Consider the following 18504-nt stretch of genomic DNA (forward strand, 5'->3'; position numbering starts at 1 on the left):
GCACGATGACCACCAAGGAAACTCTCACCTCGGAGGAAACTCCGTTGCTCGAGATTCGTGATCTCGAGGTGTCTTTCCAGTCCAATTCCGGTCCGGTTCCGGCAGTTCGAGGCGTCAGCCTGACCGTCTACCCGGGTCAGACTGTCGCGATCGTCGGCGAATCGGGTTCGGGTAAGTCCACTACCGCCCACTCGATCATCAATCTGCTTCCCGGCACCGGCAAGGTGACGGCAGGCGAGATCATCTTCGACGGCAAGGACATCTCGAAGGTCTCGGAGAAGGACTTCGTCCACATCCGGGGAAGCCAGATCGGTTTGGTTCCGCAGGACCCGATGTCGAATCTGAATCCCGTGTGGAAAGTGGGCTTCCAGATCGAGGAAGCACTGGCCGCCAACGGGATCGCCAAGGGCAAGGCAGCCAAGGTTCGGGCTGCGGAACTGCTCGAGGAGGCAGGACTCGCGGAGGCCGAGAGCCGGTTGGGGCAGTACCCGCACGAGTTCTCGGGCGGTATGCGTCAGCGCGCACTCATCGCGATCGGGTTGTCCGCTCGTCCGAAGCTCCTGATCGCGGACGAGCCGACGTCGGCGCTCGACGTCACGGTCCAGCGTCAGATCCTCGATCACCTAGACGGTCTGACAACGGAACTCGGCACCGCCGTTCTGCTCATCACTCACGATCTGGGCTTGGCCGCCGAGCGCGCCGAGCATCTGATCGTGATGAGCAAGGGTCGTATCGTCGAATCCGGTCCGGCGCTGGAGATTCTGAAGCGCCCGCAGCATCCGTACACGCAGAAGCTGGTCGCTGCTGCGCCGTCGTTGGCGTCGAAGCGGCTCAGCTCATCAGTGGCACGCGCCGAGATTCGCGAACAGGCGGAAGAGGTCGCCGAAGCGGTGAAGGCCGAGGAAAGTGCGGCAGAGTCCTTCGGCAAGGCGACCGACGACGTTCTTGTCGTCGATCATCTGACCAAGGTGTTCAAGCTGCGCAAGGGTTTCCGCAAGACCACCGACTTCACAGCCGTGAACGACGTGTCCTTCAAGGTCCGCCGCGGAACCACGACTGCAATCGTCGGCGAATCGGGTTCCGGTAAGTCGACGGTCGCGCAGATGGTTCTCGGCTTGCTCGAGCCCACCGCAGGCAACGTGGTCTTCGACGGTCAGGACGTGTCCAAACTCGGAGCGAAGGAAACCTTTGCGTTCCGTCGTCGAGTGCAGCCGATCTTCCAGAACCCTTACGGCACGCTCGACCCGATGTACTCGATCTACCGCACGATCGAAGAGCCGCTGCGTACCCACAAGGTCGGGACCAAAGCAGAACGGGAGGCTCGCGTCCGCGAACTTCTCGACAAGGTCGGTCTGCCCCAGTCGGTCATGCGACGGTTCCCGAACGAGCTCTCCGGCGGACAGCGTCAGCGCGTCGCAATTGCGCGAGCGTTGGCACTGCAACCGGAGGTCGTGATCTGCGACGAGGCGGTCTCCGCTCTCGACGTGCTCGTGCAGGATCAGATCTTGACCCTGCTCAACGACCTGCAGGCAGAGTTCGGGTTGACGTACCTCTTCATCACGCACGACCTGGCCGTGGTTCGTCAGATCGCGGACAACGTGTTGGTGATGTCGCGTGGCTCGATCGTCGAATCGGCACCGATCGACGACGTATTCGGCAATCCGCAACAGGACTACACCCGCAAGTTGCTCGACGCGATTCCCGGCGGGTCCATCACGCTGGGAAGCTGACGCAACAGGTAGGTAGGCAAGTCCGCAGAGGGGCTGCAAGGGTACCGTCGTTGATCGTGACGGACCCCTTGCAGCCCCTCGTCGATCTTCCAGGCGTACGCGCCGCCGCCGATCATGCGCGCGACGCTCTGGGTGAGGTTCATCGGCACAAGACCAACCGTCGCGGTTGGTCCACCACTGCCGCCGAAGCCGCGGTTCGCGCTGCGCGAGCTTCCGCATCGCTGGCCGGTGGCACCACCGAATTGCCGGCCGAGGGCATGGCCGGTGATCCGATTCTCGCGGGTGCTCTGCGCGTGTCTCAGGCTCTGGACGGCGACAGTCTTCCCCTCATGGAGTCGACGTGGAAGCGCGCCCCGCTGCAGGCTTTGGCCCGGCTGCACCTGCTGGCCGCGGCAGACCTCGTCGAGGACGCGGATCAACTGGGGCGGCCACGTTCGGATCGCGGAGTGGGGGAGCGGTTGGACGCTCTCGCGCAACTCGTTACCGGCGGAACCAGTGCACCGGCGCCGGTTCTGGCGGCCGTCGTGCACGGAGAACTCTTGGCGCTGAGCCCGTTCGGCACCGCTGACGGCATTGTTGCACGTGCGGCTTCGCGTCTGGTTGCGGTCTCGTCCGGGTTGGATCCGCACAATCTGGGAGTCCCCGAGGTCAGTTGGCTTCGGCGGCCGCAGGCGTACACGGACGGCGCGGCTGGATTCGCTTCGGGAAATCCAGCGGGTGTCGGCAGTTGGGTGATCTTGTGCTGCGGAGCTCTCGAAGCCGGTGCGCGAGAAGCGACTTCGATCGCCGACGCGGCGACTGGATAGTCTGCAACAGGGCGGGGCCGGCACATAACGAACGGGCGGCGCTGCCGATAAATCGACTTCGCCGCCCGTCAGCACGGACTACTCGTTACCAAGCGTGCTCGGTGGGTTGTGTGGGTGGCCTCGGCGAGGGATCGCACTTTCTGAGGTCGTCCCCGCAACCGGTGCGGGGTCCTCGCTCAAATTGAACGAATCTCGCAGGCCCACAACGCTTCTGCCCTTATAGTGGCTTGTGCTCCGCGTGGGTGCCCTAGTGCCCGTGCTAGGAATTTCAGTTGGGGAAACGGTCCTTCTCTTCCGAGCCGTTCCTGGCCTTCCGTTCTTCCGTAACTCCTTTGTACCCTGTGTCCGGGCTCACAGCAAGTACCAATTTTTGTTTGTGGGCATTGGATTTCAGCGTTTCCGACGCAGTAGCCCGAAGGTCATGGCGCCGGCCACCAGAGCTGCGATTCCCACCGCTGCAGTAGTGGCCACCGTCGTCGTGGACTGGGCTGACAATCGCGCGCGAAGCGAGACCGGGTTCGAGAAAGTCAGTATGGGCCAACCGTTTACGGCCGCTTCCTTGCGTAATGCACGATCGGGGTTGACTGCGGTGGGATGTCCGACCGCCTCGAGCATGGGCAAATCGGTCACCGAGTCGGAGTAGGCGTAACTGGCGGCGAGGTCGTAGCCGTATTCCGCGGCGAGTTTTTCCATCGCCTCGACCTTGCCCGGACCGTAGCAGTAGAAGTCGACCTCGCCGGTGTAGTGGCCGTCTTCTTCCCTCATCGACGTCGCCACGGAATGGGTGGCGCCGAGGGCGCGGGCGATCGGCGCGACGATCTCCTCGCCCGACGCCGACACCACGATGACGTCGTGTCCACGCAGCTTGTGATCGGCGATCAGATCGGCCGCCTCGGCAAAGACGAGTGGGTCGACGATGTCGTGCAGAGTCTCCGCGACGATGGCCTTCACCTGTTCCACGTCCCAGCCCGCGCACATCGCAGTCAGGTGCTCGCGCATGCGCTCCATCTGATCGTGATCGGCGCCGGACAGAAGAAACAGGAATTGCGCATAGCTGCTCTTGAGAACCGAGCGTCGATTGATCAGACCCTGGGCGAAGAATGGCTTGCTGAACGCCAGGGTGCTCGACTTCGCGATGATCGTTTTGTCCAAATCGAAGAAAGCGGCTGTCCGCCCGGTATTCAGTCCGTTCGCAGGCTTGTCGGTCACAGGAATGAGGATAGTCCGACAGGCGGTTCGTGTGCTCCTCGGCAAGCGTCCTCTTTCGGCGAAAAACAGCAGTTCAGTGCAGCTCAGGCTTGCATTTCTCGCCAATGGCGGGTGTAAGATCGTTGCTGTTCGATTCGTTCGAACTAGTTCAGCCCGACCCCCCGGGGCTGAACTCAGACGGCCCCCGCCTCCTCCCCCCATTGGCGGGGGTCGTCCTCTGTCTCAGGCCTGTTTCTCCACAACTTCCCAGTTGTCCACAGACTCTCTCGACCCACTGTTTTCGGTGCCGGTGCTCGTTCAGGCTCTGCAGTCATGAACACGACGATCAACTCTCGGGAAACCGGGGCTCCCATTCTGGTTCTCGTCGACGACGCGAAGGTCCTCGCGAGCGTGCGCCGCGTCGCTGCCGCGGTGGACCGCTGTCTGGACGAGGCCGAGCATCCCGTTTCCCGGCAACAGTGGAACCGGGCCTCGGCGGTCGTGTTGGACGCGTCGGCTGCGCGGGATGCTCTGACTCGTTCCCCTAAACGAACGCGAGTGTTCCTCGTGTGCGACGGCACACCGACCGTCGACGACTGGAAGAGCGCCACCGCGATCGGAGCCGACAGCGTTCTGTCCCTGCCGGAAGAGGAGAACGCGTTGGTCGCAGTTCTGGCCGACCACGTAGACGTGAGTGGTGACGGCACCGTCGTGAGCGTGGTGGGTGGTTGTGGCGGCGGCGGAGCCTCGGCAACTGCGGCGGCTGTCGCGTTGACGTCGGCGGCACGTCACGTCCCGACGTTACTGGTGGACGTCGACGCCCTCGGCTCCGGCGCTGATGTGCTGTTGGGCATCGAGACGACCCCCGGATTGCGTTGGGGTGCACTGACCGTCGAGGGCGGGCGGTTGGCCCCGGATGCGCTGCGCGATGCCCTGCCGGCAAAGGGAAAGTTCTTGAGGGTTCTGGCGAGCAGTCGCCGCGAGATCGACGGTCCGACAGTGACCGCCGTTCGCGCCGTGCTGGACGCAGGTCGCAGTTCCGGCGGACTCGTGGTCTGCGACGTGCCACGTCATCCCAGCGAGGTAGGTCAGGCCGCGTTGGAGATGTCGGATTTGGTTCTCGTGGTGGTTCCGGCCACCGTGGCTGCGTGCGTCGCTGCCGAGAAGGTCGGAGCCTGGGTGGTGCGACACAACTCCAATGTCGGGCTCGTCGTGCGTGGGCCGGCGCCGGGAGGCCTACGCGGCGCCGATGTGGCAGACATGCTCGGCCTGCCGCTGACGGCCGTGATGCGCGGCCACCGCTCGCTGGCGCCGATGCTCGAGCGCGGTGGCCTCGAATTGACCCGAGGTTGTCCGCTGAGTGCGGTGGCAACGGCGGTACTCGACGCCGTCGAATCCGGCGCACGCCCGCGCAGGGCTGCGGCATGAGCGCGTTGGTCACGACAGAACTGCTCGACCGAGTTCGCGAGCGGCTGACGGCGTCGTCGGTCGCCGAGCCGACGGCGGCCACCGTTGCCGACGCCGTGCGAGCCGAGTCCTCCGGCGTTCTGGCGGACACGGATCTGTTGGAGGTCGTCAGGGTGCTCCAGACGGAACTGACAGGCGCAGGGCCGCTCGAACCACTGCTGCACGAACCCGGTGTCGCCGATGTACTGGTGACCGCGCCGGATCAGGTCTGGGTGGACCGCGGGGTCGGCCTCGAAAGGTCCGGGGTCCGGTTCACCGACGAGGCAGCCGTGCGTCGACTGGCGCAGCGGTTGGCACTGTCGGCAGGTCGACGCCTCGACGACGCCCAACCGTGGGTCGACGGCTGTCTGCGGGGCGTCGGCGACGGGCACTTCGGGGTACGACTTCATGCCGTACTCGCACCGGTGGCCCAGGGCGGAACCTGCGTGTCACTGCGAGTGCTGCGGCCCGCAACGCAGGGTCTCGACGCGCTGTGTGCTCACGGCGCCGTGGAACCGGACGCGCGCGAACTCCTCGATCGCATCATCTCGTGCCGCTTGGCCTTCCTGGTGATCGGCGGGACCGGCGCGGGAAAGACCACGTTGTTGTCCGCCATGCTCGGCGCCGTCGACCCGCGCGAGCGAATCGTCTGCGTCGAGGACGCGGCCGAACTAGCGCCGCCGCATCCGCACGTCGTCCGCCTCGTCGCCAGGGCTCCCAACGTCGAGGGCGTCGGAGAGGTGACGGTGCGCGATCTGGTTCGGCAGGCACTGCGGATGCGTCCCGATCGCATCGTCGTCGGTGAGGTCCGCGGTGCAGAGGTGACGGATCTGCTCACGGCGATGAACACCGGCCACGACGGCGGCGCCGGCACCGTTCACGCCAATTCGCCCGAAGAGGTGCCGGCCAGACTCGAGGCGTTGGCTGCGCTCGGCGGTATGGATCGCCACGCGTTGCACAGTCAACTTGCCGCGGCAGTTCAAGTGATCCTGCACGTACACAGATCGGCCGACGGATCGAGGCGTCTCGAACAGATCGGCGTCATCGATCGCGGTGCGGACGGATACGTACAAATCATGCAGGCATGGCCGGACGGCGGTTCGGGTCGTGAGCGACTCGAGCGGATGTTCCGGCTTCGCAACCGGGAGGTCGGGACGTGACAGTTTCCTTCCTGGTCCTCGCGTTGGCGGTCTCGATTGCGCCGGTGCGGGATTCACGTGCGCGGCTCGCTACGTACGCCCCGAGCATCCGCAAGCCCTCCCGGCAGATTCCGTGGCAGTTGGTCGCCGCATTTTTCGCGGTGTCGGCTGCATGGGTTCTCGGAGGCTTGGCGGCAGGATGCGCGGCGGTCGTCCTCGCCGGAACCTTGATCTTTCGTGGGCGCCGCGCGCAGGCGGCCGAAAACCGGGACCTCTCACAGAAGATGCTGCTCTCCGGTCTGGAGGTGCTGATCGCCGAGCTGAGCGTCGGTGCGCATCCCGCAGTTGCCAGTTCTGTTGCAGGCGAGGAATGTAGCGGCGAAGTAAGTGCGGTGTTCCGGTCCGCTGGGGCCAGGGCGCGTCTCGGTGGTTCTGCCGCGGCGGCCTTCGCGGTACCGGATTCGTGCATCGAGCGTGAGTTCTCCCGTATCGGATCCGTCTGGCGGGTCGCAGACCAACACGGTCTGGCTCTGGCTGAACTACTCGGCGCGGTCCGGACGGACATGTTGGGGCGTAGACGCTTTCGTCAGCGCACCGAGGCCGGGTTGGCGGGCGCTCGGGCGACGGCTGCGGTGCTGGCTTTTCTACCGCTGTTGGGGATCGGCCTCGGCCAGTTGATGGGGGCGTCGCCTCTGCGCGTGCTGTTCGGGGGTGGGCTCGGCGGCGTGCTGCTCGTGATCGGAACTGCTTGTGTCTCAGCTGGTTTGCTCTGGACCGACCGGATAACTGCGAAGGTCACGTCGTGAGTTGGGCATCCGTGGCGATGATCGCGTTGGCGCTCGCGATCATTCCCGCTCGCCGCGGCGCTTCGGCCAGGGCGGCAGAAATTCTGTTCGCGGACACAACAACAGAAAATTCGGTTTCAGCCCCGGACAAGCCGGATCCACTCGCAGTTGCCGCAAGTCTCGACCTGCTCGGGGCCTGCCTGCGAGCGGGGCTTCCCGTCTCCGCCGCGATCACAGCGATGGCGTCGACGGCACCGAAACCGATGGCCGACAAGCTCAGTCGCGTCGCCGACCTTCTCACGCTCGGTGCTGATCCCGACGCCGCGTGGAGCGAAGCCGCTCTCGATCCCGATACCGAGGCGCTCGCCAGAATGGCTCGGCGTTCCGCCCGTTCGGGTTCGTCGCTGTCCTCGTCCATGGCCGAACTCGCCGAGCGCAGTCGAGGTGACGCCGAGGATCTGGCTGCTGCCGCGGCCGAACGTGCGGGAGTGCTGATCAGCGGTCCACTCGGACTGTGTTTCCTGCCGGCGTTCATCGCCCTGGGCATCGTCCCGGTGGTGATCGGGCTTGCCACGACTGTGCTCGGTAACGGCCTGTTGTGAGCCGGATCCGTGTGAAAGCTCCTGTGGCAGAGATGCTGCCACAGGTTTCGATTGAAGGGGGAGAAATGATTTCGAAGACGCTCAGGACGGTGTCGGCCAGATTTGCGCTGTTGGTAACGAAGGACGACGGTATGTCTACCGCGGAGTATGCGATCGGCACGATTGCGGCCGCCGCATTCGGTGCCGTCCTGTACACGGTTGTCACCGGCGACTCCATTGTCTCGGCGCTGACGGGCATCATCGACAAGGCACTCAAGACAGCTGTGTGATGTTGTCCACGAGAGGTATTCGGCAAGCCGACGACGGCGCCGTGACGGTCGAGGCCGCGATTGCTCTGGCGTCGATCGTCACGGTGGTCGTGCTGTGTATCGGTGGTGTCCTCGCGGTGTCGATGCAGGTTCGGTGTGTTGACGCCGCTCGTGAGGCCGCGCGGTTGGTGGCACGTGGTGATCGTGAGTCTGCGGTCGCCACGGCCCGCCGGATCGCACCCCAAGATGCGTCGATCTCGGTGGAGATCGTTGACGGCTTTGCCGTTGCCGTTGTCAGCGCCGAGAGTACGTTGCTGCCGTTGGTCGACATTTCTTCCGAGGCTGTGGCAGCTGTGGAGTCAGGGGTGGAAGAGGGGTGAACCTACGTGACGACGAAGGTGTTGCCACGGTTCTGGCGTGCTGCGTTCTGGCAGCGATCGTGATGGTGACCGGTGGGATGCTGCATGTCGGGTCCGCGGTGGTGGCCCGGCACACTGCTCAGTCGGCCGCTGATCTTTCGGCTCTCGGCGGTGCGGGCGCCTTGGACGGAGGTGAGGCGTCTGCGTGTGCGAAGTCCGCGGCGATCGCGGAGCGTATGCGTACGGTGCTCGCGGAATGTGAGGTGCAGGGGTGGGATGTAGTTGTCGAGATACGTGCACCGGTGTTGTTGTCGGGCTTCGGGATCGGCGACGCGCAGGCCTACGCTCGTGCGGGTCCGATCGGCTGATCGTGTCTCAGCTGATCGTATCGATGACGGCGGTCAGAACCTTGACCGCGCCGTCTTTGTCGAGTGGGTCGTTTCCGTTGCCGCACTTGGGTGAATAGACGCAGGACGGGCATCCGTGAGCGCACTCGCAGGAGAGTATGGCGTCGCGCGTCGCGGTGAGCCACCGTGACAGTTCGCTGTGCCCCCGGTCGGCGAACCCGGCGCCGCCGGCGTGACCGTCGTAGACGAAGACAGTCGGGAGTCCGGTGTCCGCGTGCATCGCCGTCGATACGCCGCCGATGTCTCCGCGGTCGCAGATCGCCACCAGTGGCAGCAGACCGATCGCGGCATGTTCGGCGGCATGCAGTGATCCGGGGAACCGTTCGGGCGGCACCCCGATGGATTCGAGTAGTTCCGGCGTGACCGTGTACATCACTGCCCTGGTGGGCAAAGTGTGTGCGGGCATGTCGAGTTCGATCGAGTCGAGGACTTCACCCGAAGTCAACCGTCGTAGGTACCCGACGACTTGATGTGTCACCTCGACCTGGACGAGAGCGACGGCGATGTCGCCGTAGTTCTTGTGCTCGAGTTGTTCGGTGATCGTGATTTCGGTGGTCTCGCGGGCCGAGGTGGTCCAGTCCGGATTCTCGGTGTGCACCAATGCGAGTCCGACGTCGAGGTCCAGTTCGTCGACGACATAGGTCTCGCCTTGATGAATGTGCACGGCACCGGGATGAACTGTGGCCGGAGCGCGGCCCGCATCGACAGTACCCAGCATCCGGCCGGATTCACCGTCGACAATGGCCACCTGAGTTCCGATACCGCCGCGAATGTCCAAAGAGCCGTGGGGGTTCGAATCGGCGGTGACGAACCATCCATGCTTTCGGCGCCGGATCTTGCCTTCCTCCGACAGCCTGGTCAGAACCTCGAGAGCCCCGAAAGCGTCCACCTCGACATCGGAAAGTGGGAGTTCCATTGCAGCGCAGAGAAGTTGTGGTCCCAGGACGTACGGATTTCCGGGATCTGTCACCGTCGCCTCGACGGGTTTGTCGAGTACCGCCGACGGATGGTGAACGAGGTAGGTGTCGAGTGGATCGTCGCGGGCGATCAACACGACGAGTGAACCCTCGCCGCGTCGCCCGGAGCGACCGGCCTGCTGCCAGAACGAGGCAACGGTCCCCGGGAAGCCTGCCACGACAACGGCGTCGAGGCCTGCGATGTCGACGCCGAGCTCCAGCGCGTTGGTGGTGGCTGCGCCCAGCAGCGTGCCGTCGGCGAGTGCAGCTTCCAGTTCGCGACGGTCCTCGGCCAGATATCCGGCGCGATACGACGCGACTCGCTCGGCGAGGTCCGGGTCCACCTCGGCGAGTAGACGTTTGGTGGCCATCGCGGTCAGTTCGGCACCGCGGCGGGAGCGGACGAAGGTGAGAGTACGGGCGCCCTCGATCATGAGGTCGGCCATGATCCGCGCTGCTTCCGCGCCCGCGGGACGTCGTACCGGGCTACCGTTTTCGCCGGTCAATGCCTCGAGTAGCGGAGGCTCCCACAGTGCGACGGTGCGTGGGCCGTGAGGCGATCCGTCTTCCGTGACCTCGCTGCAGTGTGCGCCGATGAGCCGCGAGGCCGCTGCGCCGGGATCTGCCGTGGTCGCGCTGGCCAGGATGAAGGTAGGTTCGGCGCCGTAGCGCGCTGCAATCCTGCGAAGTCGCCGGATCACGAGCGCGACGTTGGATCCGAAGACTCCCCTGTAGGAGTGGCATTCGTCGATGATCACGTATTTCAGGTTGCGGAAGAAGTGCGCCCATCGCTGATGGGTGCGGAGCAGCGAAATGTGGATCATGTCGGGGTTGGTGAAGAGCCAGCGTGAGTTCTCGCGTGCCCAGGTGCGGAGTTCCTGCGAGGTGTCGCCGTCGTACGCACTGGCGTTCGTGCTGCGAAGTTCGACGTCGAAGTCGGTGAGGGACAGCACTGCTCGCAGTTGATCCGAGCCCAGCGCTTTGGTGGGGGAGAGGTACAGGGCAGTTGCGAGCGGATCGGTCGCCATGGCCGTCAGCACCGGGAGTTGGTATGCCAGTGACTTACCCGACGCCGTACCGGTGGCCACGACCACGTGTTTTCCCTCGTGAGCGAGGTCGGCGGCCTCACTCTGGTGGATCCACGGGGACCGCACGCTGTGCTCGGCGAGCGCGCGTACGACGCTGGGGTGCACCCACTCCGGCCATTCGGTGAACTCGGCTACGCGAGCAGGCAACTGCGCGGTGAACATCAGTGGTTTTTCGCTTCCACTGACCCCGGCGACGACGCGATCGAGCAGCATCTGCCCGTAGGTGTCGCCAGGCTTCCCTCCCGGGGCGGGGATCGGGGAAGGTGCGTTCACGTGACTCTCCGGGCTCGGCGTTGGGGTGTGGCGGCAATCGGAAACTGTCGCTACCTGCAGTTTTGATGATACGCAACGGCCGGCGGTCTTGGTGGAACCGGGTGGTCGGCGCGGAAGCGGGAAGCCACGATCGTGGGCCGTTTTTCTCGTAGCGAACTTTTAACGTTTTTAGTTCCCTTTTCGACTGTTGTGCACGCGGAGAACATGGTTGACTGACAATCGGTCGCAGCTTCTGTGTTCGTAGGCTTGAGAAAGTGCACGCTCGCAGGATCGTTGTTGCGGGCGCGGTGCTCTGCCTTTCCTGAGGGGGAAATAAAGACGTACAGCGGTCGGAACCGGCCCGGTGGACTGTAAGGGCTGTTCACCGAATCCGGTGTTAGAAAGAGAAGGAAAAGCATGGCACAGGGCACTGTGAAGTGGTTCAACGCTGAAAAGGGCTTCGGCTTCATCGCTCCCGAAGACGGTTCCGCAGACGTCTTCGTTCACTACTCCGAAATTCAGGGCAACGGCTTCCGTACCCTCGAGGAGAACCAGCGTGTGGAGTTCGAGGTCGGCCAGGGCACCAAGGGTCCCCAGGCTACCGGCGTTCGCGCGGTCTGATTTTTTCCGCTCACTCGCTGAGCGATTAGTTCGGACAGTATTTGTCCCCCATCGCATCCGTGCGGTGGGGGACAAATCTTTTCGGGCTGAGCCAGTCTTTCTCTGTCCGAGGTAATGCACGCAGCTGTTCGACCACGGCCGGTCGTCTATGCCGTCAGTACCTTCGTGGCTTACGTTTCACTCTGTGAGCCAACTGTCCTTTTTCTCTGCCGAGTCGATTCCACCTGCCGTGACGGACCTCGCCGGAATGCTGGCCGGACCGGGTCAGGTCGTGACCTCGGAGGACCGTGCCCGGATCTCGATCGTCGTGGATCGGGACTGGAGAGCGCAGGCTGTTGCCGAGTTGATCGCGCAGTGCGGACTCGGGGCCGAGGTGACGCGTAGTGAAGAAGGCAGCCCATTGGTCCGCACTCAGTCGACGCCCGCACTCCTTCCGCTGTCCGTGCAGTGGACCAAGGGAGCTGTGAAGGCGGTGCCGGTCGGTTGGGTACCGAACTCCCGCCAACTCCGGGTGTGGGCCGTCGCGGCCGGCAGGCTCGAAGAAGGCGGCGAGCGATTCGTGTTCGGCCTCGACCCCCATGCCAAGGAGACGCACGCACCGCTGGCTCAGGCCTTGATGCGGGTTGGTATCGCGCCGACTCAACTGGGTAACCGGACACCGGGCCCGGGGCTCCGTGTGTCGGGAAAGAAGAGACTGACAAAGCTCGTCGAATACCTCGGTGAGGCGCCGAAACACGTCGACACTTCGGTCGCCTGGCCGCACGTCTGACAGTGCTCTTGCCTCGCGTCCGACGGTGCTCATGCCGCGTGTCCGACGGTGCTCATGCCGCGTGTCCGACGGAGCCCATACTGTACTGATCTGCACGAATGTCTTGCGGGTATGTCACTCTGTAAAGAGAGACACGGGGTATAACTTGCTCCACACGTCTAGTTCTGAAGATCTGCCGACGGCAGTGAACGTCCAAAGGAAGGCTCGGGCAGCAGGTGGCTAAAGCGGACAACGGCAGCGGTCAGGGAGCGTCCGGTAACCCTCGTCGCCTCGTGATCGTCGAGTCACCGACCAAGGCGCGCAAAATCGCTCCCTACCTCGGTAAGGACTACGTCGTAGAGGCATCGGTCGGTCACATTCGCGACCTGCCGCGAGGCGCAGCAGACGTTCCGGCCAAGTACAAGGGCGAGTCATGGGCCCGTCTCGGCGTCAACGTCGATCACGACTTCGAGCCGCTCTATGTCGTGAGCCCGGAAAAGAAGGGCAAGGTCGCCGAACTCAAGTCTCTGTTGAAGGACGCCGACGAGCTCTTCCTCGCAACTGACCCCGACCGCGAGGGCGAGGCAATCGCCTGGCATCTCCTCGAGACTCTCAAGCCCAAGATTCCGGTTCGTCGAATGGTCTTCCACGAGATCACCGAGCCGGCAATCCGTGCTGCCGCCGAAGACACCCGCGAACTCGACACCGACCTCGTCGATGCTCAGGAAACCCGCCGCATCCTCGACCGTCTCTACGGTTACGAGGTCAGCCCGGTTCTCTGGAAGAAGGTCATGCCGAAGCTCTCGGCCGGCCGCGTCCAGTCGGTGGCCACTCGCGTCATCGTCCAGCGTGAACGCGAGCGCATGGCGTTCAAGTCGGCGTCGTACTGGGACATTTCCGCGACGCTCGACGCCGGTGCAGAGGCCAGCCCGCGTAGTTTCGGTGCTCGCCTGGTCTCCGTCGACGGTTCGCGTGTCGCCTCCGGTCGCGATTTCGGAGCTGACGGAAAGCTCAAGGGCAGCGCGGTCACCGTGCTCGACGAGGCGTACGCGCGTCGTCTCGCGGAAGCGTTGCAGGGCGTCGACCTCACGGTTTCCTCCGCCGAGGACAAGCCGTACACGCGCAAGCCTTACCCGCCGTTCATGACGTCGACGCTCCAGCAGGAAGCCGGACGCAAACTTCGTTTCACGTCCGAGCGCGCAATGCGCATCGCGCAGCGTCTGTACGAAAACGGCTACATCACCTACATGCGTACCGACTCGACGACGCTCTCGGAGTCGGCGATCGCAGCCGCTCGTGCGCAGGCCACCGAGTTGTACGGTCCGGAGTACGTCCATCCGACGCCGCGTCAGTACACCCGCAAGGTCAAGAACGCGCAGGAAGCTCACGAGGCGATCCGCCCCGCCGGCGACGTGTTCCAGACCCCGGGTCAGCTGCACTCCAAGCTCGATTCCGACGAGTTCAAGCTGTACGAACTGATCTGGCAGCGGACCGTCGCTTCGCAGATGGCCGACGCCCGCGGTACGACGCTGACGCTCCGTATCTCCGGCACGGCAGGCACCGGCGAGGACTGCACGTTCTCCGCTTCGGGTCGCACCATCGTGTTCGCCGGCTTCCTCAAGGCTTACGTCGAAAGTGTCGACGAAGAAGCCGGCGGTCAGTCCGACGACGCCGAATCCAGGCTTCCGGTACTGGTCAAGGGCCAGGAAGTCACGGCCACCAAGCTCGATCCGGACGGGCACAGCACCAACCCGCCCGCTCGCTACACAGAAGCCAGCCTGATCAAGACGCTCGAAGAACTCGGCATCGGCCGTCCTTCGACCTACTCGTCGATCATCAAGACCATCCTCGATCGCGGATACGTCTACAAACGTGGCAGCGCGCTGGTTCCGTCCTGGGTGGCGTTTGCCGTCATCGGACTGCTCGAGGTGCACTTCGGCCGGCTGGTCGACTTCGACTTCACGGCAGGAATGGAAGACGATCTCGACGCGATCGCCGGTGGCCGTGAGCAGCGCGGCAACTGGCTGAGCAGCTTCTACTTCGGCGGCGAGACAGGCGCAGAAGGTTCGGTCGCCCGCGAGGGCGGGCTGAAGAAGATGGTCGGAGTCAACCTCGAGGAGATCGACGCTCGCGAGGTCAACTCCATCCGTCTCTTCGACGACGCCGAGGGCCGCGAGGTGCACGTGCGCGTCGGCCGGTTCGGCCCGTATCTCGAGCGCATGGTTCAGAACCCGGACGATCCCGAAGGCGATCTGATCTCGCAGCGGGCAAATCTTCCCGACGACCTGCCGCCGGACGAGCTCACTCCCGAGTACGCCGAGAAACTGTTCTCGACGCCTCAAGAGGGCCGCAAGCTGGGCGTCGACCCACTGACGGGCCACGAGATCGTCGCGAAGGAAGGCCGCTTCGGTCCCTACGTGACCGAGATCCTGCCCGAACCGCCGGCCGAGCCGGAACCGGACATCGTTCCCGTCTCCGCTCCCGAGCCGGAAGAAATCAGTTCGGGCAGTACCAAGACTGCGGTGAAGAAGGCCGCAGCCAAGAAGGCACCCGCGAAGAAGGCTGCCAAGAAGGTCGCGGGCCCCAAGCCGCGGACGGGATCGCTGCTCAAGTCCATGGATTTGGCGACGATCACCTTAGAAGATGCACTTCGTCTGCTGTCGCTTCCGCGCGTGGTGGGTGTCGACCCCGAATCCAAGGAAGAGATCACCGCGCAGAACGGCCGTTACGGTCCGTACCTGAAGAAGGGCACGGACTCACGCTCGCTCGCCAACGAAGAGCAGATGTTCACCGTCACGCTCGACGAAGCGCTCAAGATCTACGCCGAGCCGAAGCGTCGTGGGCGTCAGGCATCGGCAACGCCTCCGTTGCGTGAGTTGGGCGTCGATCCGGTCAGCGAGAAGCCGATGGTGATCAAGGACGGCCGTTTCGGTCCGTACGTCACCGACGGCGAGACCAACGCCAGCCTCCGTAAGGACGACGACGTCGAATCCATTTCCGATGCTCGTGCGTCGGAGTTGCTGGCTGATCGTCGTGCGCGCGGCCCGGTCAAGAAGAAGGCTGCTGCCAAGAAGGCCCCGGCAAAGAAGGCCGCTGCCAAGAAAACAGCCGCCAAGAAGGCCCCGGCCAAGAAGGCCGCCGCCAAGAAGGCTCCGGCGAAGAAGGACTCGTAAGGCTTCGTCGGTGCCGACGGTTAGGGTTTTTGCATGAGTACTGAAGTGGCCGAACGAGGTGTGTTCGGTCGGCTGGTGGGTCAGCACGACGTCGAGCAGAGCCTGCGTGATGCTGCGCTGTCGGCTCGTGGCGATTCCAGCGGCTCGGAGATGACCCACGCGTGGCTCTTCACCGGGCCACCCGGCTCTGGTCGTTCGGTTGCTGCTCTCTGCTTCGCCGCAGCCCTGCAATGCACCTCCGACGGTGCACCAGGGTGCGGTGAGTGTCATGCGTGTACGACGACGATGGGTGGAACCCACGGTGACGTACGACGGATCATCCCCGACGGCCTGAGCATCAGCGTCAAAGGCATGCGCGAGATAGTCAACATCGCTTCGCGTCGGCCGACGACGGGGCGGTGGCAGGTCATCGTGGTCGAGGATGCCGATCGTTTGACCGAAGGCGCAGCCAACGCCCTGCTGAAGGTTGTCGAGGAGCCACCGGACCGCACGGTCATCCTGCTCTGCGCGCCGACGACCGATCCGGAAGACATGTCTGTCACCCTCCGTTCGCGGTGTAGGCACATGCCGTTGGTGACGCCGTCCGTCGAATCGATCGCTCAGGTACTGATCGACCGCGACGGGCTGGATCCGGAGCGAGCGAGAATCGCCGCATCGATCAGCGGCGGACATGTCGGTCGGGCGCGGCGCCTCGCCACCGACGAGAGCGCGCGGGACGAGCGTCAGCGTTCGCTTCGGCTGGCCGCAGACGCGATCGGTGCTTCGACGGCGTACAAGGCCGCAGAGAACTTGGTGAAGTCGATCGAGGCTGACACCAAGGCGTTCTACGCCGAACTCAAGGAACAGGAACTCGAGGAGCTCAAGGTCTCCTTGGGTGGCGGTGGAACCGGCAAGGGAACAGCCGGGACTCTGCGCGGATCGGCTGGTCTGATCAAGGACCTCGAAGCACGCCAGAAATCGCGCGACACCCGGGCCCGCCGCGATCTTCTCGACCGGACGCTGATCGACCTGGCCGGCATGTACCGGGACGCGCTTTCCTATTCGCTGGGGTCGACGTCGACGGCGACCCATCCCGACATGGCTCGGCAGGCTGCCGAGTTGGCTGCACGAACGTCCCCGGTGGGGTTGCTCAAGTGCATCGAAGCGGTGCTCGAATGCCGCGAGGCCGTCGACTTCAACGTCAAGTTGCAGTGGGCGCTCGATGCGATGGTTGCCTCCATCGGAGCCGCTTTCCGACCCCCGTTTTCGCGATCCGGGGGTTGACCAGATAGACTCGCCACCGCCGAAAGGCACGCTGCCTTAGCTCAGTCGGTAGAGCATTTCACTCGTAATGAAAAGGTCGAGAGTTCGATTCTCTCAGGCAGCTCAGCCAAGAGCCCCACACCCGGAAATCCGGATGTGGGGCTCTTGTCGTTAGTTCCCAATTCTTGCGTATGTGCGGTTTATCCTGAGTTCGGCGAACACGTGCCTGAACAGGAGAGACCTCGATGTCGGATCAGAACTGGGGACCAGGCCAACCATCGCAGAATCAGCCGCCGTACGGGCAGATGCCGCCGCAGGGTTATCAGCCGCCGACGCCCGCCTATCCGTACGCAAGCTGGATCTCTCGGGTGTTTGCGTCAATCCTCGACGGCTTTGTCGTTCCGCTCCCCGGCGTCATCCTCGCGGGCATCGGAGCAGTGATCGCGTTCTCCGGATCCGAAGTGACCACATACGACGACGGCAGCGTGAGCGCTGAAGGCGGTAATCCGGTCGGGGTGATCGTCATGGTCGTCGGCATACTGGCGATCTTCTTGATCGAGGTGTGGAATCTCGTCTTCAGGCAAGGGAACACCGGACAGACGCTCGGCAAGAAGTGGCTGGGAATTTCGGTGATTCGGGAGTCCGACGGTGTGCCTCTCGGCCCGGTGATGGCGCTGCTTCGTTGGATCATGATGGCGATCCTGGGTGGCGCCTGCTTCCTCAACTATCTCTGGCCGCTCTGGGACTCGAAGCACCAGTGCTGGCACGACATGGTGGTCCGGTCGGTAGTCGTTCGCGCGCGCTAGTCGCTGCCGAGGTCTCTTACAGTGGATGTCATGGAGTTGGAAGTGGTCGCAAGTCGACGACGCGCGCTGGCCGCACCCGTCGGTGTTGCTGCAGTGGCGGTGACGGCCGCCGCGGTACTCCACTTCCGTGATCCCCACAGTGCGGGTAGTTACGGCGTTTGTCCGATGTATGCGTTGACGGGATTGTGGTGCCCGGCGTGTGGTGGCCTTCGTGCGGTCAATGACCTGACTAATCTGGATGTTGGCGCCGCAGTGTCCAGCAATGTCTTGATCGTGCCGTTTGTCGCGGTGTTGGTGATCGCGTGGATCGGTTGGACAGTGCGCCGTTGGAAAGGCACGCGGGATCGCATGATCGTGCTTCGGCCGACTGTGACGATCGTGGTGCTCGGAGTTCTCGTTGCATTTACGGTTGTTCGAAACACCCCGTGGGGGAGCTGGCTCGCGCCGGCGTGACGGTAAGAGGTCGACATGGCACTGCAGGTTTTTTCGCTCATCGTTCTGCTCGGCGCGCTGATCATCCTGATTCCGACGGCACGGCGTGTCTTCGGCAAGAAGGACGACGAGTAGGCCTCGACAACTGGGCCGGAGCGGCACATGCTGGCGGTATGGCTGATTCGTTGAAAGCGCGCGTCAAGGAAAAGCTACTGAGGCAACTCGCCGAGGACGGTCGGCACCCGATTCAGGAAGCTGAGGGTGACGATCCCCGGCTGGTGTCGATCAACGACGATCTCGAAGCGTTGGAACAGGCCGAGGAAGGCGATCCGATCGTCGAAGAACTGGCCGAGAGGTACTGGGTTCCGTGAAGTTAACCGACCGCAGTGCTCTGACCTGGCGATTTGGTGTTGTGTTGATCTTCGCGTAACTTTGTCCAGGTCAGAGCGACACGGACACCGACTCCCACCTGCGAG

18 protein-coding genes and 1 tRNA gene are annotated in these 18504 nt (G+C 63.9%); 17 read left to right on the forward strand and 2 right to left on the reverse strand.

The window, feature by feature from the left end; translation table 11 throughout:
* Positions 1 to 5 precede the first annotated feature (5 nt).
* The gene (locus tag QMA15_RS21715; protein WP_020968270.1) at positions 6 to 1730 is read left to right on the forward strand and encodes an ABC transporter ATP-binding protein; all 1725 of its coding nucleotides are present in this window, start codon (positions 6 to 8) and stop codon (positions 1728 to 1730) included.
* 56 nt (positions 1731 to 1786) lie between these two features.
* Positions 1787 to 2536 (forward strand): oxidoreductase, encoded by a 750-nt coding sequence (locus QMA15_RS21720; RefSeq protein WP_279162997.1) that lies wholly within the window; start codon positions 1787 to 1789, stop codon positions 2534 to 2536.
* A 390-nt stretch (positions 2537 to 2926) separates the two neighbouring features.
* On the opposite strand, the gene QMA15_RS21725 is transcribed toward QMA15_RS21720, so the two are convergent.
* Positions 2927 to 3745, reverse strand: a complete 819-nt coding sequence (locus QMA15_RS21725; RefSeq protein WP_019746641.1) for an HAD-IB family hydrolase — start codon at positions 3743 to 3745, stop codon at positions 2927 to 2929.
* 312 nt (positions 3746 to 4057) lie between these two features.
* Here QMA15_RS21725 and ssd point away from each other — a divergent pair, with 312 nt between their 5' ends.
* The 7 genes from ssd (at position 4058) to QMA15_RS21760 (ending at position 8671) form a co-directional block, all read left to right on the forward strand.
* Entirely contained in the window at positions 4058 to 5152 is a 1095-nt protein-coding gene (gene ssd / locus QMA15_RS21730; protein WP_020905980.1) for a septum site-determining protein Ssd, read from the forward strand.
* Positions 5149 to 6330 carry a TadA family conjugal transfer-associated ATPase gene (locus QMA15_RS21735; RefSeq protein ID WP_279162998.1) on the forward strand — a complete coding sequence of 394 codons (1182 nt, stop codon included), beginning with the start codon at positions 5149 to 5151 and terminating at the stop codon, positions 6328 to 6330. Before ssd ends, QMA15_RS21735 begins: the two co-directional genes overlap by 4 nt.
* Complete coding sequence (locus QMA15_RS21740; protein WP_134998513.1) at positions 6327 to 7115, forward strand: type II secretion system F family protein; 789 nt, start codon at positions 6327 to 6329, stop codon at positions 7113 to 7115. The genes QMA15_RS21735 and QMA15_RS21740 overlap by 4 nt, the downstream gene beginning before the upstream one ends.
* Positions 7112 to 7696: a type II secretion system F family protein gene (locus QMA15_RS21745; protein ID WP_029254343.1), complete on the forward strand. Its 585-nt coding sequence runs from the start codon at positions 7112 to 7114 to the stop codon at positions 7694 to 7696. The genes QMA15_RS21740 and QMA15_RS21745 overlap by 4 nt, the downstream gene beginning before the upstream one ends.
* A gap of 65 nt (positions 7697 to 7761) precedes the next feature.
* Positions 7762 to 7965 (forward strand): DUF4244 domain-containing protein, encoded by a 204-nt coding sequence (locus tag QMA15_RS21750; protein WP_029254344.1) that lies wholly within the window; start codon positions 7762 to 7764, stop codon positions 7963 to 7965.
* The gene (locus QMA15_RS21755) at positions 7965 to 8324 is read left to right on the forward strand and encodes a TadE family type IV pilus minor pilin (RefSeq protein ID WP_020968274.1); all 360 of its coding nucleotides are present in this window, start codon (positions 7965 to 7967) and stop codon (positions 8322 to 8324) included. The genes QMA15_RS21750 and QMA15_RS21755 overlap by 1 nt, the downstream gene beginning before the upstream one ends.
* Entirely contained in the window at positions 8321 to 8671 is a 351-nt protein-coding gene (locus QMA15_RS21760) for an Rv3654c family TadE-like protein (protein ID WP_019746648.1), read from the forward strand. The genes QMA15_RS21755 and QMA15_RS21760 overlap by 4 nt, the downstream gene beginning before the upstream one ends.
* Positions 8672 to 8678: 7 nt before the next feature.
* Here the strand turns inward: QMA15_RS21760 and QMA15_RS21765 are convergent, their stop codons facing one another.
* On the reverse strand, positions 8679 to 10967 hold the full coding sequence (locus QMA15_RS21765; protein ID WP_279163206.1) for a DEAD/DEAH box helicase: 2289 nt from the start codon (positions 10965 to 10967) through the stop codon (positions 8679 to 8681).
* A gap of 456 nt (positions 10968 to 11423) precedes the next feature.
* Between QMA15_RS21765 and QMA15_RS21770 the strand changes: the two genes are divergently transcribed.
* From QMA15_RS21770 to QMA15_RS21805, 8 genes are all read left to right on the forward strand, one after another.
* Positions 11424 to 11627: a cold-shock protein gene (locus QMA15_RS21770; RefSeq protein WP_003946117.1), complete on the forward strand. Its 204-nt coding sequence runs from the start codon at positions 11424 to 11426 to the stop codon at positions 11625 to 11627.
* 184 nt (positions 11628 to 11811) lie between these two features.
* Entirely contained in the window at positions 11812 to 12396 is a 585-nt protein-coding gene (locus tag QMA15_RS21775; protein ID WP_003946106.1) for a hypothetical protein, read from the forward strand.
* Positions 12397 to 12611: 215 nt separating this feature from the next.
* Complete coding sequence (gene topA / locus QMA15_RS21780; RefSeq protein ID WP_019746651.1) at positions 12612 to 15548, forward strand: type I DNA topoisomerase; 2937 nt, start codon at positions 12612 to 12614, stop codon at positions 15546 to 15548.
* Between the two features lie 33 nt (positions 15549 to 15581).
* Positions 15582 to 16811, forward strand: a complete 1230-nt coding sequence (locus tag QMA15_RS21785; RefSeq protein ID WP_290286400.1) for a DNA polymerase III subunit delta' — start codon at positions 15582 to 15584, stop codon at positions 16809 to 16811.
* Positions 16812 to 16841: 30 nt separating this feature from the next.
* Positions 16842 to 16914: transfer RNA gene (locus QMA15_RS21790), tRNA-Thr, on the forward strand.
* Positions 16915 to 17035: 121 nt separating this feature from the next.
* Positions 17036 to 17596, forward strand: coding sequence for an RDD family protein (locus tag QMA15_RS21795; protein ID WP_069147163.1), 561 nt, complete (start codon positions 17036 to 17038; stop codon positions 17594 to 17596).
* Positions 17597 to 17626: 30 nt separating this feature from the next.
* Positions 17627 to 18049 carry a DUF2752 domain-containing protein gene (locus QMA15_RS21800; protein ID WP_021342697.1) on the forward strand — a complete coding sequence of 141 codons (423 nt, stop codon included), beginning with the start codon at positions 17627 to 17629 and terminating at the stop codon, positions 18047 to 18049.
* 152 nt (positions 18050 to 18201) lie between these two features.
* Complete coding sequence (locus QMA15_RS21805) at positions 18202 to 18399, forward strand: hypothetical protein (RefSeq protein ID WP_003946112.1); 198 nt, start codon at positions 18202 to 18204, stop codon at positions 18397 to 18399.
* Positions 18400 to 18504 lie beyond the last annotated feature (105 nt).

It is taken from the genome of Rhodococcus sp. APC 3903 (assembly GCF_030407755.1).
Lineage (GTDB): Bacteria > Actinomycetota > Actinomycetes > Mycobacteriales > Mycobacteriaceae > Rhodococcus_F > Rhodococcus_F erythropolis.